The organism is uncultured Campylobacter sp., from assembly GCF_937997595.1.
Taxonomy (GTDB): domain Bacteria; phylum Campylobacterota; class Campylobacteria; order Campylobacterales; family Campylobacteraceae; genus Campylobacter_B.
The window spans coordinates 1-21,913 of the sequence record NZ_CALKTS010000318.1; the positions used below are offsets into that span (position 1 = coordinate 1).

Annotated in this window: 18 protein-coding genes; 13 read left to right on the forward strand and 5 right to left on the reverse strand. The window is 48.4% G+C overall.

Going from position 1 to position 21,913, the window contains the following annotated elements; all coding sequences use genetic code 11:
* Positions 1-162: 162 nt before the first annotated feature.
* Positions 163-3,525 (reverse strand): DUF748 domain-containing protein, encoded by a 3,363-nt coding sequence (locus tag Q0614_RS10695; RefSeq protein WP_298788637.1) that lies wholly within the window; start codon positions 3,523-3,525, stop codon positions 163-165.
* Positions 3,526-3,590: 65 nt separating this feature from the next.
* Here Q0614_RS10695 and Q0614_RS10700 point away from each other — a divergent pair, with 65 nt between their 5' ends.
* From Q0614_RS10700 to carB, 7 genes are read left to right on the forward strand one after another with little or no spacing between them, the layout of a single operon-like run.
* Positions 3,591-4,724: an epoxyqueuosine reductase QueH gene (locus tag Q0614_RS10700; protein WP_298788639.1), complete on the forward strand. Its 1,134-nt coding sequence runs from the start codon at positions 3,591-3,593 to the stop codon at positions 4,722-4,724.
* 33 nt (positions 4,725-4,757) lie between these two features.
* Complete coding sequence (gene fabZ / locus Q0614_RS10705) at positions 4,758-5,207, forward strand: 3-hydroxyacyl-ACP dehydratase FabZ (RefSeq protein WP_295152775.1); 450 nt, start codon at positions 4,758-4,760, stop codon at positions 5,205-5,207.
* Positions 5,207-5,995 carry an acyl-ACP--UDP-N-acetylglucosamine O-acyltransferase gene (lpxA, locus tag Q0614_RS10710; protein WP_298788641.1) on the forward strand — a complete coding sequence of 263 codons (789 nt, stop codon included), beginning with the start codon at positions 5,207-5,209 and terminating at the stop codon, positions 5,993-5,995. Before fabZ ends, lpxA begins: the two co-directional genes overlap by 1 nt.
* Positions 5,995-7,233, forward strand: a complete 1,239-nt coding sequence (clpX, locus tag Q0614_RS10715; protein ID WP_295152772.1) for an ATP-dependent protease ATP-binding subunit ClpX — start codon at positions 5,995-5,997, stop codon at positions 7,231-7,233. The genes lpxA and clpX overlap by 1 nt, the downstream gene beginning before the upstream one ends.
* A gap of 9 nt (positions 7,234-7,242) precedes the next feature.
* Positions 7,243-8,277: a rod shape-determining protein gene (locus tag Q0614_RS10720; RefSeq protein ID WP_005869818.1), complete on the forward strand. Its 1,035-nt coding sequence runs from the start codon at positions 7,243-7,245 to the stop codon at positions 8,275-8,277.
* A complete protein-coding gene (gene mreC / locus Q0614_RS10725; protein WP_297880231.1) occupies positions 8,270-9,019 on the forward strand; it encodes a rod shape-determining protein MreC in 750 nt (249 codons plus the stop codon). Before Q0614_RS10720 ends, mreC begins: the two co-directional genes overlap by 8 nt.
* Positions 9,019-12,282 (forward strand): carbamoyl-phosphate synthase large subunit, encoded by a 3,264-nt coding sequence (carB, locus tag Q0614_RS10730; RefSeq protein WP_298788643.1) that lies wholly within the window; start codon positions 9,019-9,021, stop codon positions 12,280-12,282. The genes mreC and carB overlap by 1 nt, the downstream gene beginning before the upstream one ends.
* 146 nt (positions 12,283-12,428) lie before the next feature.
* Here carB and Q0614_RS10735 read toward each other — a convergent pair whose 3' ends face one another.
* The 3 genes from Q0614_RS10735 to Q0614_RS10745 form a co-directional block, all read right to left on the reverse strand.
* A complete protein-coding gene (locus Q0614_RS10735) occupies positions 12,429-12,863 on the reverse strand; it encodes a hypothetical protein (RefSeq protein ID WP_298788645.1) in 435 nt (144 codons plus the stop codon).
* A gap of 478 nt (positions 12,864-13,341) precedes the next feature.
* Positions 13,342-13,641, reverse strand: coding sequence for a hypothetical protein (locus tag Q0614_RS10740; RefSeq protein WP_298788647.1), 300 nt, complete (start codon positions 13,639-13,641; stop codon positions 13,342-13,344).
* A 449-nt stretch (positions 13,642-14,090) separates the two neighbouring features.
* Complete coding sequence (locus tag Q0614_RS10745; protein ID WP_298788649.1) at positions 14,091-14,981, reverse strand: peptidylprolyl isomerase; 891 nt, start codon at positions 14,979-14,981, stop codon at positions 14,091-14,093.
* Between the two features lie 84 nt (positions 14,982-15,065).
* On the opposite strand from Q0614_RS10745, the gene gltX reads away from it, so the two are divergent.
* The 6 genes from gltX (at position 15,066) to gdhA (ending at position 21,685) form a co-directional block, all read left to right on the forward strand.
* Positions 15,066-16,445 carry a glutamate--tRNA ligase gene (gltX, locus tag Q0614_RS10750; protein ID WP_298788651.1) on the forward strand — a complete coding sequence of 460 codons (1,380 nt, stop codon included), beginning with the start codon at positions 15,066-15,068 and terminating at the stop codon, positions 16,443-16,445.
* Between the two features lies 1 nt (position 16,446).
* Positions 16,447-17,703, forward strand: a complete 1,257-nt coding sequence (locus Q0614_RS10755; RefSeq protein ID WP_298043618.1) for a malic enzyme-like NAD(P)-binding protein — start codon at positions 16,447-16,449, stop codon at positions 17,701-17,703.
* Between the two features lie 44 nt (positions 17,704-17,747).
* Positions 17,748-19,196 (forward strand): nicotinate phosphoribosyltransferase, encoded by a 1,449-nt coding sequence (locus tag Q0614_RS10760; RefSeq protein ID WP_298788653.1) that lies wholly within the window; start codon positions 17,748-17,750, stop codon positions 19,194-19,196.
* Entirely contained in the window at positions 19,189-19,560 is a 372-nt protein-coding gene (locus Q0614_RS10765) for a hypothetical protein (RefSeq protein WP_297900380.1), read from the forward strand. The genes Q0614_RS10760 and Q0614_RS10765 overlap by 8 nt, the downstream gene beginning before the upstream one ends.
* A 77-nt stretch (positions 19,561-19,637) precedes the next feature.
* Positions 19,638-20,330, forward strand: coding sequence for an MqnA/MqnD/SBP family protein (locus Q0614_RS10770; RefSeq protein WP_298788655.1), 693 nt, complete (start codon positions 19,638-19,640; stop codon positions 20,328-20,330).
* On the forward strand, positions 20,327-21,685 hold the full coding sequence (gene gdhA, locus Q0614_RS10775; RefSeq protein WP_298788657.1) for an NADP-specific glutamate dehydrogenase: 1,359 nt from the start codon (positions 20,327-20,329) through the stop codon (positions 21,683-21,685). Before Q0614_RS10770 ends, gdhA begins: the two co-directional genes overlap by 4 nt.
* Positions 21,686-21,697: 12 nt before the next feature.
* Here gdhA and Q0614_RS10780 read toward each other — a convergent pair whose 3' ends face one another.
* A complete protein-coding gene (locus tag Q0614_RS10780; RefSeq protein WP_298788660.1) occupies positions 21,698-21,823 on the reverse strand; it encodes a hypothetical protein in 126 nt (41 codons plus the stop codon).
* Positions 21,824-21,913 lie beyond the last annotated feature (90 nt).

Below are 21,913 nucleotides of genomic sequence, written 5' to 3' on the forward strand. Positions count from 1 at the left end.
GCGGAGCGATAGTGTAGATCACGCTTGCTCGCGCCTGATCGAAATTTTTCAGGCACTCGTAGATCATCGTGCCCATTCTACCGCTTCCGCCGTGAATTCCTATATTTATCATCGCTGCTCCTTAAATTTTAATCCGCTTAGTATAGCCAAATTTTGCTTACACTACCTCTCTACGCCGAGGCTTAGCGGGATGAAGCTGTTTTGTTTAAGCTCCGCTTCGCTTGGTTTTTTGATCTCTATGCGAGAGGCACTTACGCCGCGCTGCACGAGTGCCGCTTGCACGGCAGTCGCCCTGGCAAGGGCTAACTCATCAAGACGCGAACGGGTAAATTTCTGCGCTCCTATCAGCTCCTCCATCGCCTCATCGCCGCCGGATTTGATGCCGTATTTGACCTTAAGTGCCGCTATGGCTTCATCCGTGGAGAGGCCTTGTTTATTGGACATCAGCGTGAGGGTATTTTGCAGCGAGCGCCTTTTAAACTCGTGAGTATCGAGTTTTTCGTTATACGCAGAGTTTAGGATGATCTTAAGTTCGGGCTTGGCTTTTGCGATCTTAACCAAATCATCTATTTTAGAGTTTTCGCTGATCAAAATTTCGCTGCTCGCCGCCTCAAAATCGATACTTTCGAGCTTTTTCGTATCTACGCCCGCGATCTTTCCCATAAATCTAAACGGACTTAACACGATGTCGGAGAGCAGCTTTTTGACCGCGCCCCAAACCAGCGTGCCGTAGCTAAATTTCGGATCGCTCAGCGTACCGCTTAGAGGCAGACTGATATCGATCTGATCGTCGCTGTCCTTTAGAATCGATACGACTAGTCCGATCGGAAGACTCAGTGCGTCCTTGCTCTGCACCTCTTTGCCGAGCTCGAAGCGGTCTAAATTTAGATCGTTGCTTGCGTTTAGCTTGCTATCGTCGATTTTGTAGGCAAGTTTTAAATTTAACTTGCCGCCCGCGATTTCGTTGCCGATATACTTGGCGGTATAGGGCGATGCGGGCACAAGCGGAATCTCCTTTAAAACGACGTTTATATCGCTTTTGCGTTTAAAATCCAGCGGATAGGCGCGCGCCGTGATGCTCGCTAGCCCGCTTCCGCTTACGAGCGAGCTAAGCTTGATATCCGCCGCTCGCTTCGGGCTGATCTCGCTGATGCTTGCTTTCATATCGCTGATGCGCAGTTTAAAGGGCGTTGCCATGCTCTCGTCGGTAAAATTTAAACCTCCGCCGCTAAGCGAGATATTTTTTGCGCTCCACGCAAAGTTTGCCTTGCTTTTTGCGGATCTGCTAGGCGCAGCTTCGGCGGGCTTTGCGGCCTGTTTTGCCTGCGCGGCGGGCTTTATTAGCGAAGTTAAATTTAAACGCCTGTCTTTATTTAGCGAGATATTTGCCGCAGGTGAGCCAAGAGCGATCTTATTTAATGCGAGAGAGTTTGGGCTCAGCGCGATTTGCGCGACATTCAGCGACGCAAGGGAGAAAATTTTATCCCTGCCCGAGCTTAACGCCAAGCCCTTGCCCGATAGCTTTGCTTCGAGCGAGAATGTGTTTGAAAGCTTCAGCTGCCCTTGCGTAGCGAACTCGCCCGCGATGGAGCCCGCGATAAATTCTGCCATATATTTGTTAAAAACGCTCAAGTTCGGCGCCTTTAAGCTAAAGTTCGCGCCCACGTTAAGCGGCGCGATACTAGCCTTGCCGTCCGCGTTAGCGGTGATCTCGCCCGTGATAAGGCTTGCTTTGATACCGAAAGGCTCGGCGAAATTCGAGCTTAGCCCGCTTAGCGTGGCGCTGAAATCCTTGATCTCGTGCACGTTGTTTTTAACGATAAAGCTCTCGCTGATCTTAGCCTTTGCGCCCGTTATGGAGGCCTCTCCGATCTTAAATTTTAAAGCGGGGCTTTTGGCGGGCTTTTTAGAATCCGAATTTGCGCCGCTTGCCGTAGAATTTGCGTCCGTTTGGCTTACGGCGCTAGAGTTCGCCGTTTTTTTGAAACTCGCAGGATTTTTAGAGATCGCGCTTAAAATCGCCAAATCGTTTATGCTTTTGGCGCCGTTAACGCCCACTTCCGAGTTGAAAAACGGCTCGTTTAGTAAAATTTTATCCACGTCCAGATCGAGATCCGCGACGTTAAATTTCACCCCTTGCACGCCGAAGCTTTCAAATCCGCTAAAAATTCCGTTTTTGTTTGCGATTTTGGAGTTTGAAATTTTAGCAAACTCCAGGCTTACGCCGTTTTGCGCGCCCTCTTTGTCGTAGCTAAACGCGCCCAGCTCGGTTGCGGCGACCGAAATTTTATCGCTGCGCGCTAGCGTAATCTGCGTATCCGCGATATTAAAGGCGCTAAAACCCGTATGAAGGGCCGTATCGTTACCTTCGGCGTTAAATTTCAAAAAATTTTCGGTGATTTTAGTGTCGTTTGAGACGACCGAAATTTGCGGGTTTGCAAAGCTTGAGCGGTTTAGATCTACGCTTTTTACGGCGGAGTTTAGCCGCAAGTTTGCCCCCGTTTTATTAAAATCCAGCGCAAAATCCGCGACCCGTGCGCCCTCAAAACCCGTGGAAATTTTGGTTTCGTTCATATCGTATTTTGCGCCCGAAACTAGCACTTGCGGGATTACCACTTTGCCTGAAATTTCATTCGAAACGTCCGTATTTAGCTCAAAGCTCGGGATTTTTAGCGAGTCTAGCGAAATTAAATTTTGATCTTGCAAAATTTCTAGGCTTTGCAGCTCGAGCTTTGAGTTTTCAAGCGCAAATTTTATATTTTCATCGAGGCTCAATCGGTAATTCAGCTCGGCGGAAAGTAAGCCGTTCTTAAACCGCACGCCGCTAGGATCGAGGTACGATAGCCAAAACGGATCGATTTTCAGCCGCGAGATATCTACCTTGCCGTGCAGACGAAGAGGCGCCAGGTCGATGGCCCCATCGAAGCTCAGCGCGTCGTATGTGCGTGAAACGGCGCTTAAATCGTGCTCGCCGATCGTTTCGTCCTTTAAATTTAGTCCGTTGATCTCATAATTTAGCTCGGTCGAGATGAGCGAAAACGGCTTTTTCAGGGAGTTATCGACGTAGCCCAGAGAGCCGCGCTCGATCTTAAAATTATTCAGCGTGACGTTGAAGCTGGAGTTTTCATCCTTGCTTTCGCTCTTTTGCTCCGAAAGTAGCGGCTCGAAATTGAAGGTGCCGTTTTGCTCGCGCTCGACGTGAAATTTAGGCGATTTAAGATGCAAAATTTCTACCGCGAGAGTCTTTTTAAAAAGCTTCGAAAAACCGATTTTTAAATTTATCTCATCGGCGCTAAACAGCGGCTTAAAGGTGCTAAGCTCCGGCTTGGTAACGTTTAGCTCGTAGGTAAAGGGGTTAAATTTGGCGTCCTGCACGCTAAAGCTCACTCTGCCCTCTAAAATTTTAGGTAGCGCCTTTTCGATAAAAAGCGGCACGCCGAAAAAGCCCGCGAGCACGTAAAATAGCGCAAATCCGCCCAATCCGCAAGCAAACTTACGTCGGTGTTTTATAAAAAAATTTTTCATTTTTCCGCTCATTAATTTTGATAGCGTAAAATTATATCCAAAAATTTCGTGCAAAGGGTTAAATTTTGCTGGTTCACATCTGCTGCTCGGTCGATTGCGATTATTTTTTGCGCCGCTTAAAAGAGCTCACGCAAGAGCCGCTAATAGGCTATTTTTATGATCCCAACATCCACCCTTGCGGCGAATATGTTCTTAGAATGCACGACGCAAAGCGGGTTTGCGAGAATTTAGGGATTAAATTTATCCCGGGCGAGTATGATTTTCAGGGCTGGCTAGACGGCGCGCGCGGGCTTGAAAACGAGCCCGAAAAAGGCGCGCGCTGCGAGTTTTGCTTTGATTTTCGCATGCAAAAAACGGCCGAGCTCGCGCTAGGCCTAGGCGAGCGCAAAATCACTACGACGCTTCTGATGAGCCCCAAAAAATCGCACTCTCAGCTTTGCGCCTCATTGCAGCGCATTTGTGAGCGCTACGGACTGGAGTTTATCGCGCCCGATTTTCGCAAAAACGGCGGCACGAACGAGCAGTTTGCGCTCGCGAAAAAGGACGCGCTGTATCATCAAAACTACTGCGGCTGCATCTACGCGCTTGCGTCGCAGCGGAATGATCAACAAAAAGCTGAGCGAAATTCGGGCGAGAGCCTGACGGCGGATTTGAAGCAAAATTTAGCCCAAGGCGCCGAAATTTACGAGCTAATGTCGTCTATCGATCGGCAAATCCTGCCCGCTTCGGTAGAGGAGAAGTTGAAATTTTACAAAAAGCTTTGCTCGCTCGAAAGAAAAGGGGTTAAATTTAGCGTGCTGCGCGATCGATTTTTAAACTACCGCCTGCTCCGTGCATGGATTAAATTTGACGGGCGTGTAGCGCCTTCGTTTGTGCTGTTCGGTTCGCATTTTGCGCGCGAAAACATGAAGCTTAGCATAGAGCGGAAGTGCGAAATTTTTTGTAGCGACAAAGGCGAGATTAAAATTTTAAGCCTGGCGAAATTTAACGAAATTTCAAGATCAAATTTCAAAAGCGTATCCGAAATGCTAAAAAACCCGCCGAGTCTCGCGCGCCAAAATAAAACTCGCGCCGCCCTGTGCGCTGCGGGCTCGCTCTCGCCGATCATCGTCACGGACGAGATAAGAGCCGCCAAAGTTCAAATTTACGGGCTCTCGCGCATATTTTTAGACGTTAGGGAAATTTTAGTAAGAATTTGATAAGATTCTAAAATTTCTAAAAAAGGCAGATCAATGATAGATATAAACGAAATCCTCTCCATCCTACCTCATCGTTTTCCGTTTTTGCTGATAGATCGCGTCGAAGAGCTCAGCATCGGCGAAAGCATCAAGGCCTATAAAAACGTAACCTACAACGAGCAGATCTTTCAGGGTCACTTCCCGGGGCACCCGATCTATCCGGGCGTAATGATAATCGAGGGCTTAGCGCAGGCGGGCGGCGTGCTGGCGTTTAAGAGCATGGAGAAAGACGGCGTCGATCTAAGCGATAAGGTCGTGTATTTTATGAGTATCGACAACGCTAAATTTAGAAACCCGGTCCGCCCCGGCGACAAGCTTGAATATCGCATCAGCGTAATCAAACATCGCGGACGCATCTGGGTGCTAAAGGGCGAAGCCTACATCAACGACGGCGCGACACTGGCCGCACAGGCTGAACTTCAAGCGATGATAATGGATAAATGATGGCTAAAGTTCACCACACGGCGATCATCGAGGACGGCGCGCAGATCGGAGCCGAGGTTGTGATCGAGCCGTATGCTTTCATAAGCGCGCAGGCTAAAATCGGCGACGGCTGCACGATCAAGCAGGGCGCGCGCATCATCGGCGATACGCAAATCGGCGAGAACTCTAAAATTTTTTCATACGCGATCGTGGGCGAAATTCCGCAGGATATGAGCTTTGAAGAGGGCGAGCGAACGGGGCTAATCATCGGCAAAAACGCTACGATTCACGAGTTTTGCACGATCAGCTCGGGCTCGCATAAGGGCGACGGATTTACGCGCATCGGCGATAATCTCTTTATGATGGCGTATTGCCACATCGCGCACGATTGCATACTGGGCAGCAACATAATCCTAGCCAACAACGCCACGCTCGCAGGCCACGTCGTAATGGGCGATTATGCCGTTATCGGCGGGCTTACGCCAGTGCATCAGTTCGTCCAAATCGGCGAGAGCTGCATGATCGCAGGGGCTAGCGCGCTTAGTCAGGACGTGGTGCCGTTTTGTCTAGCCGAGGGAAATCGCGCCTATATTCGCGGGCTAAATTTAACGGGCATCCGCCGCCGCTTCGATAAAGAGACGGTCGAGACGATAAATCGGGCGTATAAATTTTTATTCAACCAAGGCGGGGGTTTAAAGGAGCAGGCGCAAATTTTATTAAACGAAACGAGCGATCAAAACGTGCGCAAGATGTGCGAGTTTATAATCAACACAAAACGCGGAATTCCGCTAGATAAAGGTAAAATTTAATGGCAAATAAGTGCAGTTTTTGCGGTGAGACGGGCGCGGACGGACGTCGTATCTATCCTAACGACGACGGTACGGCGGCTATCTGCAGCTATTGTATCGATATGGCATACGCCGCTATCCACGGCAGCGAGGGCCAAAATGAGGCGATACAAAATCAAAATAAAGAGATCGATTTCGAGGCTATCAAGCCAAAGGCGCTGATGGAGGTTCTAAACCGCTACGTCATCGGCCAGGAGCGCGCTAAGAAAATTTTTAGCGTCGGCGTTTACAACCACTATAAAAGAATTTTCAGGCAGACCGACGCGAAGGGCGACGATACCGAAATTTCAAAATCAAATATCTTGCTTATCGGACCTACCGGCAGCGGTAAGACGCTTATGGCGCAGACCTTGGCGCGATTTTTGGACGTGCCGATCGCCATTAGCGACGCTACGAGCCTAACGGAAGCGGGCTACGTCGGCGAGGACGTAGAAAACATCCTTACCCGCCTTTTGCAGGCCGCGGACGGCGACGTAGAGAAGGCGCAGCGCGGTATCGTATTCGTAGATGAGATCGATAAGATCGCGCGAATGAGCGAAAACCGCAGCATCACGCGCGACGTAAGCGGCGAAGGTGTACAACAAGCGCTGCTTAAGATCATCGAAGGAAGCGTCGTAAATATCCCGCCGAAGGGCGGCCGCAAGCATCCAAATCAGGACTTCATCCAGATCGATACGACCAATATTTTGTTCGTCTGCGGCGGTGCGTTCGACGGGCTAAACGAGATCATCAACCGCCGCATCGGGCAGAATGTGTTAGGGTTTAACCAAACCAAGCGCAGCAAGAAAGAGAGTTTAAATTTACTAAATATGGTCGAGGCCGACGATCTGGTGCATTACGGCATAATCCCCGAGCTCATCGGGCGATTGCACGTAGTGGCTACGCTAAATGAGATCGACGAAAAGGCGATGGTTAGAATTTTAACCGAGCCGAAAAACGCGATCTTAAAGCAATATCAAAAGCTCTTTGCGATAGACGGGGCAAATTTAAAATTTGACGACGACGCGCTAAGAGAGGTCGCGAGCCTTGCGATCAAGCGCAAAACCGGTGCGCGCGGGCTTCGCAGCATAATCGAGGAGATCATGATCGATATTATGTTTGATCTGCCTGAGCTTAAGGGCTATGACGTCATCATATCCAAAGAGGTCGTAGACGGCGTCTCTAAGCCGATACTTGTAAAACAAAATTTAACTGCATAAAGGGGATAAATGTTACTTGATTCGATTCTAGGATTATTTTCTAGGGATATGGGCATCGATCTAGGCACGGCAAACACGCTTGTGCTGCTAAAAGATAAAGGCATCATCATCAACGAACCGAGCGTCGTCGCGGTACAAAACGAGCGCTACGGCAAGCAAAGGATCATCGCCGTGGGCGCCGAGGCTAAAGAGATGCTCGGGCGCACTCCGGGCGATATCGAAGCGGTGCGCCCGATGAAGGACGGCGTTATCGCGGATTTTGACATGACGGAGAAGATGATTAGGTATTTTATCGAAAAGACCCACAAGCGCCGCTTTTTCGTAAGTCCGCGCATCATCATCTCAGTTCCTTACGGACTAACTCAGGTCGAGCGTAAAGCCGTGCGCGAAAGCGCAATGATAGCGGGCGCGCGCGAGGTTTATCTAATCGAAGAGCCGATGGCTGCGGCGATCGGCGCGGGACTTCCCGTAAATGAAGCGCGCGGCTCGCTGGTCGTGGATATCGGTGGCGGCACCACCGAGATCGGCGTCATCTCTTTAGGCGGCATCATCAGCGCCAAATCCGTCCGCGTCGCGGGCGATAAGATCGACGCAAGCATCGTTAACTACGTCAAAGAAAAATATAGCCTGCTTATTTCGGAGCGTGCGGCCGAGGAGATTAAGATCAAGATCGGCACGGCGGTGCAACAGCAAAAAGATCTTACATACACGGTCAAAGGAAAAGACCAGATCAGCGGGCTTTTAAGCTCGGTCGATCTTACGAGTGAGGACGTTAGAGAGGCAATCAAAGACTCGATCAGAGAGATCGCCGATGCGTTAAAATTTGTCCTTGAGAGCATTCAGCCCGAAGTCGCCGCCGACATCGTCGAAAACGGCGTCGTACTAACGGGCGGCGGTGCGCTCATTCGCGGATTAGATAAATATCTAAGCGACACCGTAAAGCTTCCGGTTTTCGTCGCGGACGAGCCGCTGCTGTGCGTCGCAAACGGCACTGGAAAAGCCCTAGAAGAGATCAAATCGCTAAAACAAGCGGCAAATGACTAATCTCAAACTCCTCCTCGTCGCGGTTTTGCTGGTAGCCGTTTCGCTTACGTTCGGCTCGTATATCCACGGCAAATTTATCGGATTTGCAGGAGGAATTTTAGAGGTTTATTACGGCGTGAGTGATCGGGTAAAAAGCGCTGTGAACGAGCATTTTAACCAGGCAGAGACGATCAAAGCTCTACGAGAAGAAAACGCCGAGCTAAAAAAATCGGCGATGCTGCTTAGTACGTTCGCGGGCGAGCTGAATAAAATTTTGATCGATAAAAACAGCTCCGTCTACGAGCCCAAAGTTCAGCTCGTAAAGGCGCTGAGCTATGCAAATCTAAACGACTACAACAAATTCTTCGTAAATTTTGAAAATTTTAACCCAAACAAAATTTACGGCCTCATCAGCGAGGGCAAGACCGCAGGAATTTTAGTAAATAAAGACGGGCGCCCGCTTGCGATCTTACAGCGCGACGAAAAGAGCAATTTCTCCGTTTTCATAGGAGATACCCAAATTCCTGGCGTCGCAGGCGGCGAAAATAACGAGCTCGTGGTTAGATACATCCCGCAGTGGCTCGATCCCAAGGTAGGTGATGAGGTACTTACCAGCGGCAAAGACGGGATTTTTTTTGCCGGCGTGCCGGTAGGGAAGGTTAAAGAAATTCAAAACGGGAAGCTATACAAAAGCGCCGTCGTAGAGCCCTACGTGAGCTCCGAGATGCCGGCGTTTTTGTATGTCGTTACAAAGGAAAATTGATGCCCAAAATAGATGATATTAAGACGATTTTACTGATCGGCAGCGGTCCGATCGTAATCGGTCAGGCGTGCGAGTTCGATTATAGCGGCACGCAGGCTGCCAAGACGCTAAAGAGCCTCGGATACCGCGTAGTGCTAATAAACTCTAACCCCGCTACCATTATGACCGATCCCGATTTTGCCGACGCTACCTATATCGAGCCGATCACCAAAGAGAGCATTTTGCGTATCATAAAGCGCGAGGGCGTCGACGCGATCCTGCCTACGATGGGCGGACAGGTCGCGCTAAACGTCGCGATGCAGGCTTACGAAAGCGGCGAGCTAGCGGGGATAAAATTTCTAGGTGCCAATCCTGAAGCGATCAAAAAGGGCGAGGATAGGGTAAAATTTAAAGAGGCGATGATTAAGATCGGAATGGATCTGCCTAAATCCAAATACGCCTACAATATCGAAGAGGCGATGGCTGCTGCAAATGAGATCGGCTTTCCGCTCATTATCCGCGCTAGCTATACCCTAGGCGGCGCAGGTAGCGGCGTAGCGTACAATATCGACGAGTTTAAAGAGGTCGCGCAAAACGGGCTAGACGTGAGCCCTATAAATGAAATTTTAATCGAAGAGAGCTTGCTTGGATGGAAAGAGTTCGAAATGGAGGTGATCCGCGATCATAAGGACAACTGCATCATTGTCTGCTCGATCGAAAATTTTGATCCGATGGGGGTGCATACGGGAGATTCCATCACGGTTGCGCCCGCTCTAACGCTTACCGATAAAGAGTACCAGGCGATGCGCGACGCGAGCTTTAAAATTTTACGCGAGATCGGCGTGGATACGGGCGGCTCAAACGTGCAGTTTGCGGTAAATCCGCAAACGGGGCGGATGATCGTCATCGAGATGAACCCGCGCGTAAGCCGCAGCTCGGCGCTTGCGTCTAAAGCCACGGGCTATCCGATCGCCAAGGTCGCTACGATGCTGGCGGTAGGCTTTAGCCTGGATGAGATCAAAAACGATATCACCGGCACGCCCGCAAGCTTCGAGCCCGTGATCGATTATATCGTGACTAAAATTCCGCGCTTTGCGTTTGAGAAATTTCCCGGCGCAAACCCCTATCTCGGCACTGCGATGAAAAGCATCGGCGAGGTGATGGCGATCGGGCGCAGCTTTAAAGAGAGTATTCAAAAGGCGCTGTGCTCGCTGGAGAAGGGCTACTTCGGCTTCGTAGAATTAAGCTTAAGCGAAAAGGATCTCATCTTCGGGCTTCGCAACGCGCAGCAAGATAGAGCTTTATATATCGCTCAGGGCTTTAGAGCGGGTATGAGCGTGGATCAAATTTACGAGCTTAGCAAGATCGATCGCTGGTTTTTGAGTCAGATCGAGCAGATCGTAAAATTTGAAGAGCGCATCGATATGGAGATCATCAACGACGCGGCGCTTCTAAGACAGGCCAAGAGCTGGGGCTTTAGCGATAAGATGATCGCAAATTTGATCAACAAAAAGGACAATCTGGGCCTTACGCAAAACGACATCCATTTTGCCTGCGCCAGGCAGGGCATCGGCCTTGAATACAACGAAGTAGATACCTGTGCGGGCGAGTTTGCGGCGCTTACTCCGTATCTGTACTCCAGCACCAACATAACGCCAGCCATCGCAAGCCGTAAAATTTCAAAAGATAATAAAAAGGTCCTCATCATCGGCGGCGGTCCGAACCGCATCGGGCAGGGCATAGAGTTTGACTACTGCTGCGTGCACGCCAGCTACGCTCTGCGCGATATGGGGATAACTACGATAATGTATAACTGCAACCCAGAAACTGTCAGCACTGACTACGACACGAGCGATATTTTGTACTTCGAGCCGATTGATTTCGAGCATGTCAGAGCGGTCATCGAGGCCGAGAACCCCGACGGCGTGATCGTGCATTTCGGCGGTCAAACGCCACTAAAGCTCGCCAAGCGCCTAAGCACCGTGGGAGCCAAGATCATCGGCACGAGTGCGCGCACGATAGACGTAGCGGAGGATCGCAAGAAATTTAGCGAGTTCATCGCAAGCATCGGCGTTAAGCAGCCCAAAAACGATACTGCTATAAGCGAAGCCGAGGCGATCGAAAAGGCCGCTGCGATCGGCTATCCGGTGCTCGTGCGCCCTAGCTACGTGCTCGGCGGTCGTGCGATGCGGCGCGTACATAGCGAAGCCGAGCTTAGGCAGTATATGAGCGAGGCGGTGCGCGTGAGCGACCATTCGCCGGTACTTATAGATAAATTTTTACTTGACGCGACCGAGCTTGACGTCGATGCGATCTGCGACGGACGCGACGTATATATCGGCGCGATAATGGAGCATATCGAGGAGGCGGGCATTCACAGCGGCGATAGCGCGAGCATTTTGCCGCCGCTTAGTCTAAGCGCGGAGATGATAGATCTGGTAAGTCGCCAAACCAAAGAGATCGCGTTAAATCTCGGCGTCGTAGGGCTTATGAATATTCAATTCGCGATTTTTGAAAACGAGCTTTACATCATCGAGGTAAATCCGCGTGCGAGCCGCACCGTGCCGTTTGTGAGCAAGGCGAGCGGAATTCCGATGGCAAAGGTCGCTACCCGCGTAATGTGGCAAGGGGGTCTGCGCGAGGCTTTAAAATTTTACGACGAGTTCGGCGTGCTGATCGAAGAGAAGGGAATTTTAAAGCCGCGTATTAAAAACCATATCTGCGTCAAAGAGAGCGTCTTTCCTTTCAACAAGCTTGCGGGCGCGGATCTGATCCTGGGACCCGAGATGAAAAGCACCGGCGAGGTGATGGGCATCGGCGAAAATTTCGCCAAGAGCTTTGCTAAATCGCAAATAGGCGCGAGCAATGCGCTTCCAAGCGGCGGCAAGGTGTTTTTGTCGCTAGCCGATCATGACAAGCTGCGAGCCGTAGAGCTTGCGCGCGCGTTTACGGGCGCGGGCTTTAGTATCGCCGCTACGAGCGGCACTCACAAGCTGCTAGGCGAAAACGGCGTAGAGTGCGAGTTTGTCTATAAAATCAGCGAGGGTCGCCCAAATATCGAGGACAAGCTCAAAAACGGCGAAATTTCGCTCGTCATCAACACTAGCGATAGTAAATCAAACTCTACCGATGCCGCAAAGATCCGCCAGAGCGTGCTGCGCTTTAGGCTGCCGTATTTTACGACGATGAAGGCGGCGATCGCCGCTACGCGCTCGATCTGCTCGATAAAGGACGACTCCGCGCTTGAAGTTAAAACGCTACAGGAGTATCTAAGCGGAAGGTAGCATCTTACAAGAATCATAGAATTTAATCATTGAGTATTTTGGCTTAGTGGTTAAATTTTATGATTTAAAATTCTAGGGACATGAATATATAAGTCAAAATAGACTTTTGTAGTACATATTAGAAATCAGCGCATATATATCAGGTATTAAAATCCTCGTCGTCGACACAGCTCATCGTTCATTACCATTGAGAAGAGCATCTCGTTATCGAGATAATATGTCTGATAAATATATTTAATGCCAGTATCTTTTGCTTTCGAGCCATCACTCAAGCTCATATTAAGAATTCTACAGCTCCTATCTACTATATCGTATTTATTTTTGTTGTTATGAAGAAATATACTATATAGCCTTTGCTTATATTTTTCTCTATCTATATTTGGTGCAGTAATATGAAATGTGTATTTGATCGTTATAGTATCACTTTTACAGACTAAAATAGGGAACATAGTAGCAATTTCACCAACCTCTTGTTTTAAATCATAATCACTCATGATCTGAACTGCAATATTTTGATTGCATCCGTCATTAGCAAATGAAATACTGATCCCCAATAGAAGAAAAAATATTGTTTTACGCATTTTTTGACCCTTCTGTTATTTGCATATATTTTCCACGCTATGGTTACTAAATAAATTTTTAGATAATTCAATAATCATATTTTTTGCAAAAATTATCATCTACCGTAACTATATAAAAAGGCTCGTTGTTGCCAAAAAAGTATATAAAATTTGCTTTTCGGTTTAAACCTAAATCCTGAAAAGCGTCCAAGCCAGGACAGATTGAATCGGCTGCGATTTTATCGAGCGTCCCCTTTGCTCTTAAATACGCAGCTTCTTTTTTTAGATATGTTTTGAGATCTTTTTAAATCAGTACCGACCATCATTGTACTATTTTCGCAGAAAAAACCAATATACGCTTTTTGTTCTTGCGATAACGAATTAATAGTTACTAGAAACTTTTTTACCTCTTCGTTATCACATGCATCATAAGCGAACGAAGCGCCGATCGTCAATATAAGAGAAAATATTATTTTGCGCATAGCGTAAAATCTTAAAATTATTTATCAGCAGAAAATTCGCGCAAGCTCGCTAAAGTTTTACCTCGTTGCTCGTTAAACTCAACGCATATTTCTAAAGCATTGGAGAATTTTTCAAATGCGGTTTTTAGTTTATTTGTATCTTCATTGTTACAACAAAACGACGTTAATTGCTTATCTCCCATATAGATATCTACTGAATTTTGCGAATATTGTGAATTCTCCATCTTCGTAATTCTTAGTTTTATTCCCTCAGAATATTGGGTGACGATGTTCATAACTTCAGATTTATCCGCTCTTTCTTTGATGATTAGTTTCAAAGCGATCTCCTTATTTAAAATTTAAATTATGATACCCCCCCCCTTACAAAATGCTTAAATTTAGAAATATTAATTTTAAATTTTTATTGCGTTTGCCAATAATTTTTATATCAAAGCATAGAGTAAATGAGAGTTTTAACGCTTAGATTGGTAGTTAATTCGTAAGCCGGTATTGAAGTAGATATCGGATATAGAAATTTATATAAATCTTGGTAATTAAAGATTTTTCTAAAAGTTTTAAAATCTCAACAAATTATACCGTCATTTACTTACAAACTCGGTAAAATCACTGATTATTATCGCTAGGCACCTTTAAAATTTGAACTAAATTTCACGTTTTTAGAATTCTTATTAAAACTGAATGCCATTAAGGCTGCTAATTTATATTTTCTCGCGATAGCATATCTTAAAATTCCGATTAAATTTAACGCGGCGGCGGATTTAAAAATTTACTGCCTTTTTTGCACTTTAACTTTTGGAGCGGTTTTTGTGCCTTGCGCTTTTGCCTGCGGACGCTCGATAATGCGGATATTGGCGTTTGAGCGGAGCCTGTCGTTGAACTCGGTAATCGCCTTTTTGCGCTCGGAGGTCACGTAGCCTTCGATCGCCTTTTCTTGCACGCTGTCAAAATCAAGCGTGCGAAGCCCCTTTTTGTCGTTTACGTAAAACATCTCGTAGCCGTTGCGCGTAGGGATTATCGGCGAAAATTTACCCTGCTCGACATTCGTGACGATATATTTTAGCCCCTCATCCATTTGATTGGCCTTGAGGGTGCCCTTCATCACATACACGTCGCTTGGGTGGAGCTTCGGGTTTGTGCGGATCTTATCGAGCGGAGCTTGCGATTTTGCGATATAGCGGGTGAGCGTGATGCTATCGAAAGTCGTAAATAATGAACTATTTTGGCTGTAAAATTTTTTAACATTTTCGGGGGTCGTGCGGTGCTGTACGTCTGCGAATATCGAGCCATAGAGCTTTTCTTCAAGCAGTGTGCGGCGGACATTTGCTTTAAAGTCATCGTAGTTTATACCTTGCTTTTGCACGGCGGTTTTGAGCTGGTCTAAGCTAAGCTTATTTTGATCGGCGATTGCTTTGAGTCTCGCATCGATCTCCGCGTCATTTACCGCGATGCCGCGGCGTTTAATCTCGGATTGTTGCAGCTTTTGCCCGATTAAAATTTCCATCGCAGCTTGCGGTGAAGCACCCGTTAATTTCTGGACCTTTACCAGCTCGTAGTTCGTGATGGGCTCATTATCTACCACGGCGATGACGCCGTTTACTACTTCGGCATTTGCACAAACAGCACAGATCATTGCGGAAAAAAGCAGTTTCTTTATCATTTTTAACCTTTATTTAGTCTTTTTGCTTTATAATTACAAGATCGCGATTATAACATTAAATGGTAATTTTTGCAAAGGAATTTTATGATAGTAACTCGTTTTGCGCCGAGTCCTACGGGATATTTACATATCGGCGGACTTAGAACGGCGCTTTTTAGTTATCTTTACGCTAGGGCAAACGGCGGCAAATTCCTGCTGCGTATTGAGGACACTGATCTGAAGCGCAATTCGCAGGAGGCCGCGCAGGCGATCGAGGAAGCCTTTAAGTGGTGTGATCTGGACTATGATGGGCAGATCGTGTATCAAAGCTCGCGCTTCGATCTTTACAAACAATATGTCCAAAAGCTGTTAGATGAGGGCAAGGCATACAAGTGCTATATGAGTAAGGACGAGCTGGATGAGCTGCGCGCGCAGCAGGAAGCTCGCAAAGAGCGCCCGCGCTACGATAACCGCTATCGCGACTTTACCGGCACGCCGCCTGCGGGTATCGAGCCTGTAATACGCATCAAATCCCCGCTTAGCGGCACGATAGAATTTAGTGACGGCATCAAGGGCGAGATAAAATTTAATGCCGCCGATATTTTGGACGATTTCATCATCGCGCGCTCCGACGGCACGCCTACGTATAACTTCACGGTCGTGATCGACGACGCGCTGATGGGTGTCACGGACGTGATCCGCGGCGACGATCATCTAAGCAACACCCCGAAGCAGATCGTGCTGTATAATGCGCTAGGCTTTAAAATCCCGAAATTTTACCACGTCGCGATGATCAACGGCACCGACGGCAGCAAGCTGAGCAAACGCCACGGCGCTACCGACGTGATGGAGTACAAACGCATGGGCTATCTGCCGCAGGCTCTGCTAAATTTCTTAGTACGCCTGGGCTGGAGCCACGGAGACGACGAAATTTTTAGCATGGAGGAGATGAAGCGCTACTTTGATCCCAACCATATCAGCAAGAGCTCCAGTACTTTCAACCAAACCAAGCTTGAGTGGCTCAACGCGCATTATATTAAAAACTCTGACGACGATGAGCTTGCCGCGCAGCTTGTAGAATTCGGCGTCGATATCCGCTCGCATGCCAAAAAACATCTCATCGCGCAGCAGTACAAACAGCGCGCAAAGACGTTAGTGGAGATGGCCGAGGGCATTAAAATTCTTCTAAACCGCCCGAGCTGCTATGACGAGAAGGCGTATAAGAAATTTGTAACCGAAAGTTCGCTAAGCTTACTCGCAAAATTTGCGGATACTCTAAGCGCAAATTTAAATGCAAAGGAGTGCGAGGAAAGGACGATGGGATTTTTGGACGCAAACGGCGCCAAGCTAAAGGATCTTGCCCAGCCGCTGCGCGTTGCGATCACGGGGGGAAGCGTAAGTCCGTCGATTTTTGAAATTTGTGAAATTTTAGGAAGCGACGAAGTTAAAACGAGAATTTCAAATTTAATCAAAAAAGGATTATAAAATGGCTAAAGTAAACGTTGAAGCGGCTTTGAAGTACCACATAGGCGGTAAAATCGGAACGAATGTAAAAACCCCGTGCGCTACGGCGGAGGATTTGGCGCTTGCATATACGCCGGGCGTCGCGGAGCCTTGCAAGGTGATCGAAGGTGATCACGAGGCTGCGTTTAAATACACGAATAAGGCTAATCTCGTAGCCGTTATCACTAACGGCACAGCGGTTTTGGGGCTTGGTGATATCGGCGCAATCGCCGGAAAGCCCGTAATGGAGGGCAAGGCGGTTTTGTTTAAAAAATTCGGCGGCGTCGATGCTTTCGATATCGAGATCGACGAAAAAGATCCTAAAAAGATAATTGAAATTTGCAAAGCGCTTGCGCCTACGTTCGGCGGTATAAATTTAGAGGATATCAAAGCTCCCGAGTGCTTCGAGATCGAGCGCGAGCTGCAAAAAGCCGTCGATATCCCCGTCATGCACGACGATCAACATGGCACCGCTATGATTACGGGCGCAGGGCTAATCAATGCAGCCCTTATCAGCGGCAAAAAAATCGAGGATATGAAGATCGTCGTAAGCGGCTCGGGCGCTGCTGGCATAGCGTGTGCAAAGATGTATCGTAATTTAGGCGCTAAACATATCATAATGCTTGACTCCAAAGGGGTGATCCACAAGGGTCGCACCGATCTTACCGAGCAAAAGAAAGAATTTGCCCTAGATACCGCAGATCGCACGCTAGAGGACGCGATGAAGGGCGCGGATATGTTTTTGGGCCTTAGCAAGCCGGGCGTTTTAACCAAAGAGATGGTAAAGACTATGGCGCCGCATCCAATCATTTTTGCGCTTGCAAATCCGGTACCGGAAATTTATCCAAGCGAGGTCGAGGAAGTAAGAAACGACGCGATCGTAGGCACCGGCAGAAGCGACTTTGCAAATCAGATCAATAACGTTTTGGGCTTTCCGTATATCTTCCGCGGCGCGCTTGACGTAAGAGCCAAAAAGATCACCGAAAATATGAAGATTGCGGCCGCTCGCGCGATGGCGGATCTTGCTCGCGAAGAAGTTCCTGCAGAAATCCGCAAGATGCTGGGCAAAGATAGCTTGAAATTCGGCAAAGACTACGTTATCCCAAATCCTTTCGATCCGCGCGTATTTGCCGTGATCTCGACGGCGGTTGCAAAAGCTGCGGTAGATGACGGCGTCGCTCGCGTCAAAGAGTTCGACGCTGCGGCTTATAAAAAAAGCCTAGAAGCCAAAAAGCTATGATTCCTTGCTCCTGCGCGAGGCGAGATTAAATTTAAGAGGCGTAAATGAAAGATTTGGCTTTACTTACCGATTTTTATCAGCTTAGTATGATGCAGGGCTATTTTTTTACAAAGCCCGATCAGACGGCGGTTTTTGACGTTTTTTATCGCAAAAACCCAAGCGGCGGCGGTTACGCGATATTTTGCGGCTTAAACGAGGTCGTGGATTATATCGAAAATCTCAAATTTAGTGATGACGACATCGCATATCTAAAAAGTCTAAATTTCTTTAAGCCGGAATTCTTGGAATTTCTAAGAGGCTTTAAATTTAGCGGCGAAATTTACGCGATGGATGAGGGGCAGATCGTATTTCCGCACGAGCCGCTAATTCGCGTCAAGGCAAACATTATGGAGGCGCAGCTCATCGAGACTGCGATCTTAAATACTATAAATTTTCAAACTCTAATCGCCACGAAAAGCTCGCGTATAAACTTTAGCGCTCAGGGCGATTCGGTGATGGAGTTTGGCTTGCGCCGCGCTCAGGGGCGAAGTGCGGGCATCTACGGCGCAAAGGCTGCGATTATAGGCGGCTGCAGCGCCACGTCAAACGTGCTTGCCGCAAAGAAATTTGACGTCCCTGCGATCGGCACCCACTCGCACTCGTGGATTCAGAGCTTTGATAGCGAGCTGGAGGCATTTCGCGCTTACGCTAAAATTTATCCAAACAGCGCGCTTCTGCTCGTCGATACCTACGATACTCTCGCAAGCGGCGTGCCAAATGCGATCAAGGTTTTTGAGGAGCTGCGCGCAAGCGGTCATAAGCCGCTTGGAATTCGCATAGATTCAGGCGATCTGGAGTATCTAACCAAGCAGGCGCGTAAGATGCTCGATGCTGCGGGCTTTAATGACGCAAAGATCACTGCGTCGAATGATCTAGACGAATACGCGATCGATCAGCTCAAACTTTTTGACGCCAAAATCGATAGCTGGGGGATCGGCACGAGGCTCATCACCGGCGGAGATAGTTCGAGCCTCGGCGGCGTGTATAAGCTAAGCGGTATCGAAAAAGATGGCGAGATCATAGCTAAGATCAAAATTTCAAACGATCCGCGCAAGATCAACAACCCGGGCTACAAGCAGGTCTTTAGACTCTACGACAAAGATAACGGCATGGCGCTTGCCGATCTGATCACGCTTGAGAGCGAGAGCATAGACGAGAGCGCGCCGCTTGAAATTTTCCACCCTCTTTACACCTATAAGCGTAAAATTTTAACGAATTTCAGCGCGCATAAGCTCTTGTGTCCCGTTTTTAAGGAGGGCAAATTCGTAGGCGTACGCCGCACGGTAAGCGAGATCGCGCGTTTTAGCAAGGAGCAGAAGAGTAAATTTTGGCTCGAGCACCTTCGCAATGTCCATCCGCAAAGCTACAAAGTGGATCTCTCTCAAAAGCTTTGGGATATCCGAAAATCACTCATCAACGAGTGCAACCTCAATTTAAAGGAAAAATATGTTTAAAGTTCTATCGTGCGCCGCTTTGGCGTTAGTTTTGCTAGGATGCGGCTCAAACCAACTCCGCCAATCCCCGGATAGCGCTATGAATAAGCAAGCACAGAGCGAAAAAACCATAACTCAAGAGAACGCAAAGACCTTCTATTTCGTCGATGACAAGGGCAAAAAGCTATCGCTTAGCTCAAACGACGATTTCAATACCGCCGTGTTAAAGGACGATAGCGGCAAAAGCTACGACCTCAAGCGCGACCGCGCCGCCGACGGCATCTATATGGAGAACAAGGACGGAGTGAGCATCCACTTCAAAAAAGGTGAGGGCATAGTGGAGTTTAGCAAATACAAATCCATCCCGATCACCGAGGTCAAATAAATCCTGAAATTTTTGGTTAAATTCCGATTTAGCGCCGGAATTTAACCTCTTTTCCTGCGCTAAATTCGGAGAAAGTTATGTTATTAGGCAAAATCGATTATCTAAATTTGCTCCCATTTCACGTATTTTTAAAATCCCTTCCGTTGCCGTCTTACGTTAAAAAATCGATAGAATTTAAAAAAGGGGTGCCGAGCAAGCTCTGCGCCGATCTTTATTATAGGCGCATAGATGCCGCGGTAATCTCCAGCATTGAAAGCCGCCGCGCAAAATACCGCAGACTGCCTCTTGGAATCGTCGCAAAGCGCGAGGTGCTAAGCGTGCTCGTGCGCAAAAACTCGGCGCCTAGGCTCGATCCCGCGTCTATGAGCTCAAATATGCTAGCTCGCGTGCTGGATCTTAGCGGCGAGGTGCTAATCGGCGATAATGCTCTAAAGGCGCTGCTTTCGCAGGGCAAGGATAAATTCTACGATTTGGGCGAAATTTGGCAGCAGCGCACGGGCTTGCCCTTCGTTTTCGGGCGGCTGTGCTGCGTGAAAAACGATAAGGCTTACTCGCGCCTGGCGACGAAATTTTTACGTTCGCGCATTAAAATTCCAAGATATATCCTGCAAAGCTACGCCCTTTCGCGCGGCATAAAAGAGCGTGAAATTTTAAATTATCTAAAATTTATCGGCTATGAGATCGGCGTTCGCGAGGAGCTGGCGCTGAAAAAATTTATCGCCAAAGCCAAAAAATTAAAATTTAATCCGGTTCAAAAGGAGGAACTATGAAGTCTTACATCGACGGCTTGCTGCTAAATTTAAAGCGCGCCAATCCCGGCCAGGAGGTCTTTATCCAAGCATCGACCGAGATTTTATACTCGCTCATACCGCTTCTAAAGCGCGACGAGAGGTATGTGAAAAATAAAATTTTAGAGCGCATTTTAGCGCCCGAGCGCACGATGATGTTTCGCGTCGTCTATATGAGCGACGGCGGCGAGCCCTGCGTGCATACTGGATATCGCATAGAGTTCAACTCCGCCCTGGGCCCCTACAAAGGCGGACTGCGCTTTCATCCGAGCGTAAATTTGGGCGTTTTAAAATTTTTAGGGTTTGAGCAAATTTTTAAAAATTCCCTCACGGGTCTTAATATCGGCGGCGCAAAAGGCGGCGCAAATTTCGATCCCAAGGGCAAGAGCGACGGCGAGATTATGAGATTTTGTCAAGCTTTTATGTTAGAACTTCACCGCCTAATCAGCTCCAATACCGACGTGCCCGCGGGCGACATCGGCGTGGGCGGCCGCGAGATCGGCTATATGTACGGCGCGTATAAAAAGCTCACCCGCAGATTCGACGGCGCGCTTACGGGCAAGGGGCTAAGCTGGGGCGGCAGCCTCGCGCGCACCGAGGCTACGGGCTACGGATCGGTCTATTTTGCAAACGAGATGCTCGCTACCAGGGGCGATTCGCTGCACGGCAAAATTTGCACAATTTCAGGCGCCGGCAACGTCGCGATCTACACCGCCGAAAAGCTATATCAAATGCAGGCTAAGCCCGTCACCGTGAGCGATTCTACGGGCTTTATCTACGATGCCGAGGGAATCGACGTGGCGCTTCTTAAAAAGCTAAAAGAGCAGCTGCGCGTAGGGCTTTGCGAATATGCCAAGGAGCGTCCCGGCGCAAAATTTACCCCCGTAAGCGCCTATCCCGCAGGCCGCAACGGCGTGTGGAGCGTGCCGTGCGATGCGGCATTTCCGAGCGCTACGCAAAACGAGCTTAATCTGCAAGACGTAAAGACTCTCTATGCCAACGGATGCCGCATGGTTTGCGAGGGCGCGAATATGCCAAGCACGCTTGAGGCGATCGATTTTATGCTCGCGCAAAAAGACTTTCTTTTCGGCCCTGCGAAGGCGGCGAATGCGGGCGGCGTGGCTACGAGCGGGCTTGAGATGGCGCAAAACGCGCAGATGGCGTCGTGGAGCTTCGAGGAGGTCGATAGCAAGCTGCGCGAGATCATGCGCCACATATTTCGTACCAGCTACGAGACTTCGAAGGAATTCGGCGCGGAGGGCAATCTAGTGCTGGGCTCGAATATCGCGGGCTTTCGCCGCGTAGCCGACGCGATGCTGGATCAAGGTCTGGTTTAAGCTTAATTCGCTTTATTTTGTCAAAAGCGGCAGCTCGCTTTTAAATTTAAACTCTTTAAATTTACGGCGAGCTTTTGGCTGCTTTGATAAAATTTTAATAGTTTGCGCCGAGGATAGGATATGCGCACTTCTCGACATAATTCGCTCTGCGCGGCTTGCGCAGTATCTTGCGTGCTGCGTAAATTTTAAAAATGGCGCTCAGGCACAACGCGGTTTTAAAATTTTAAG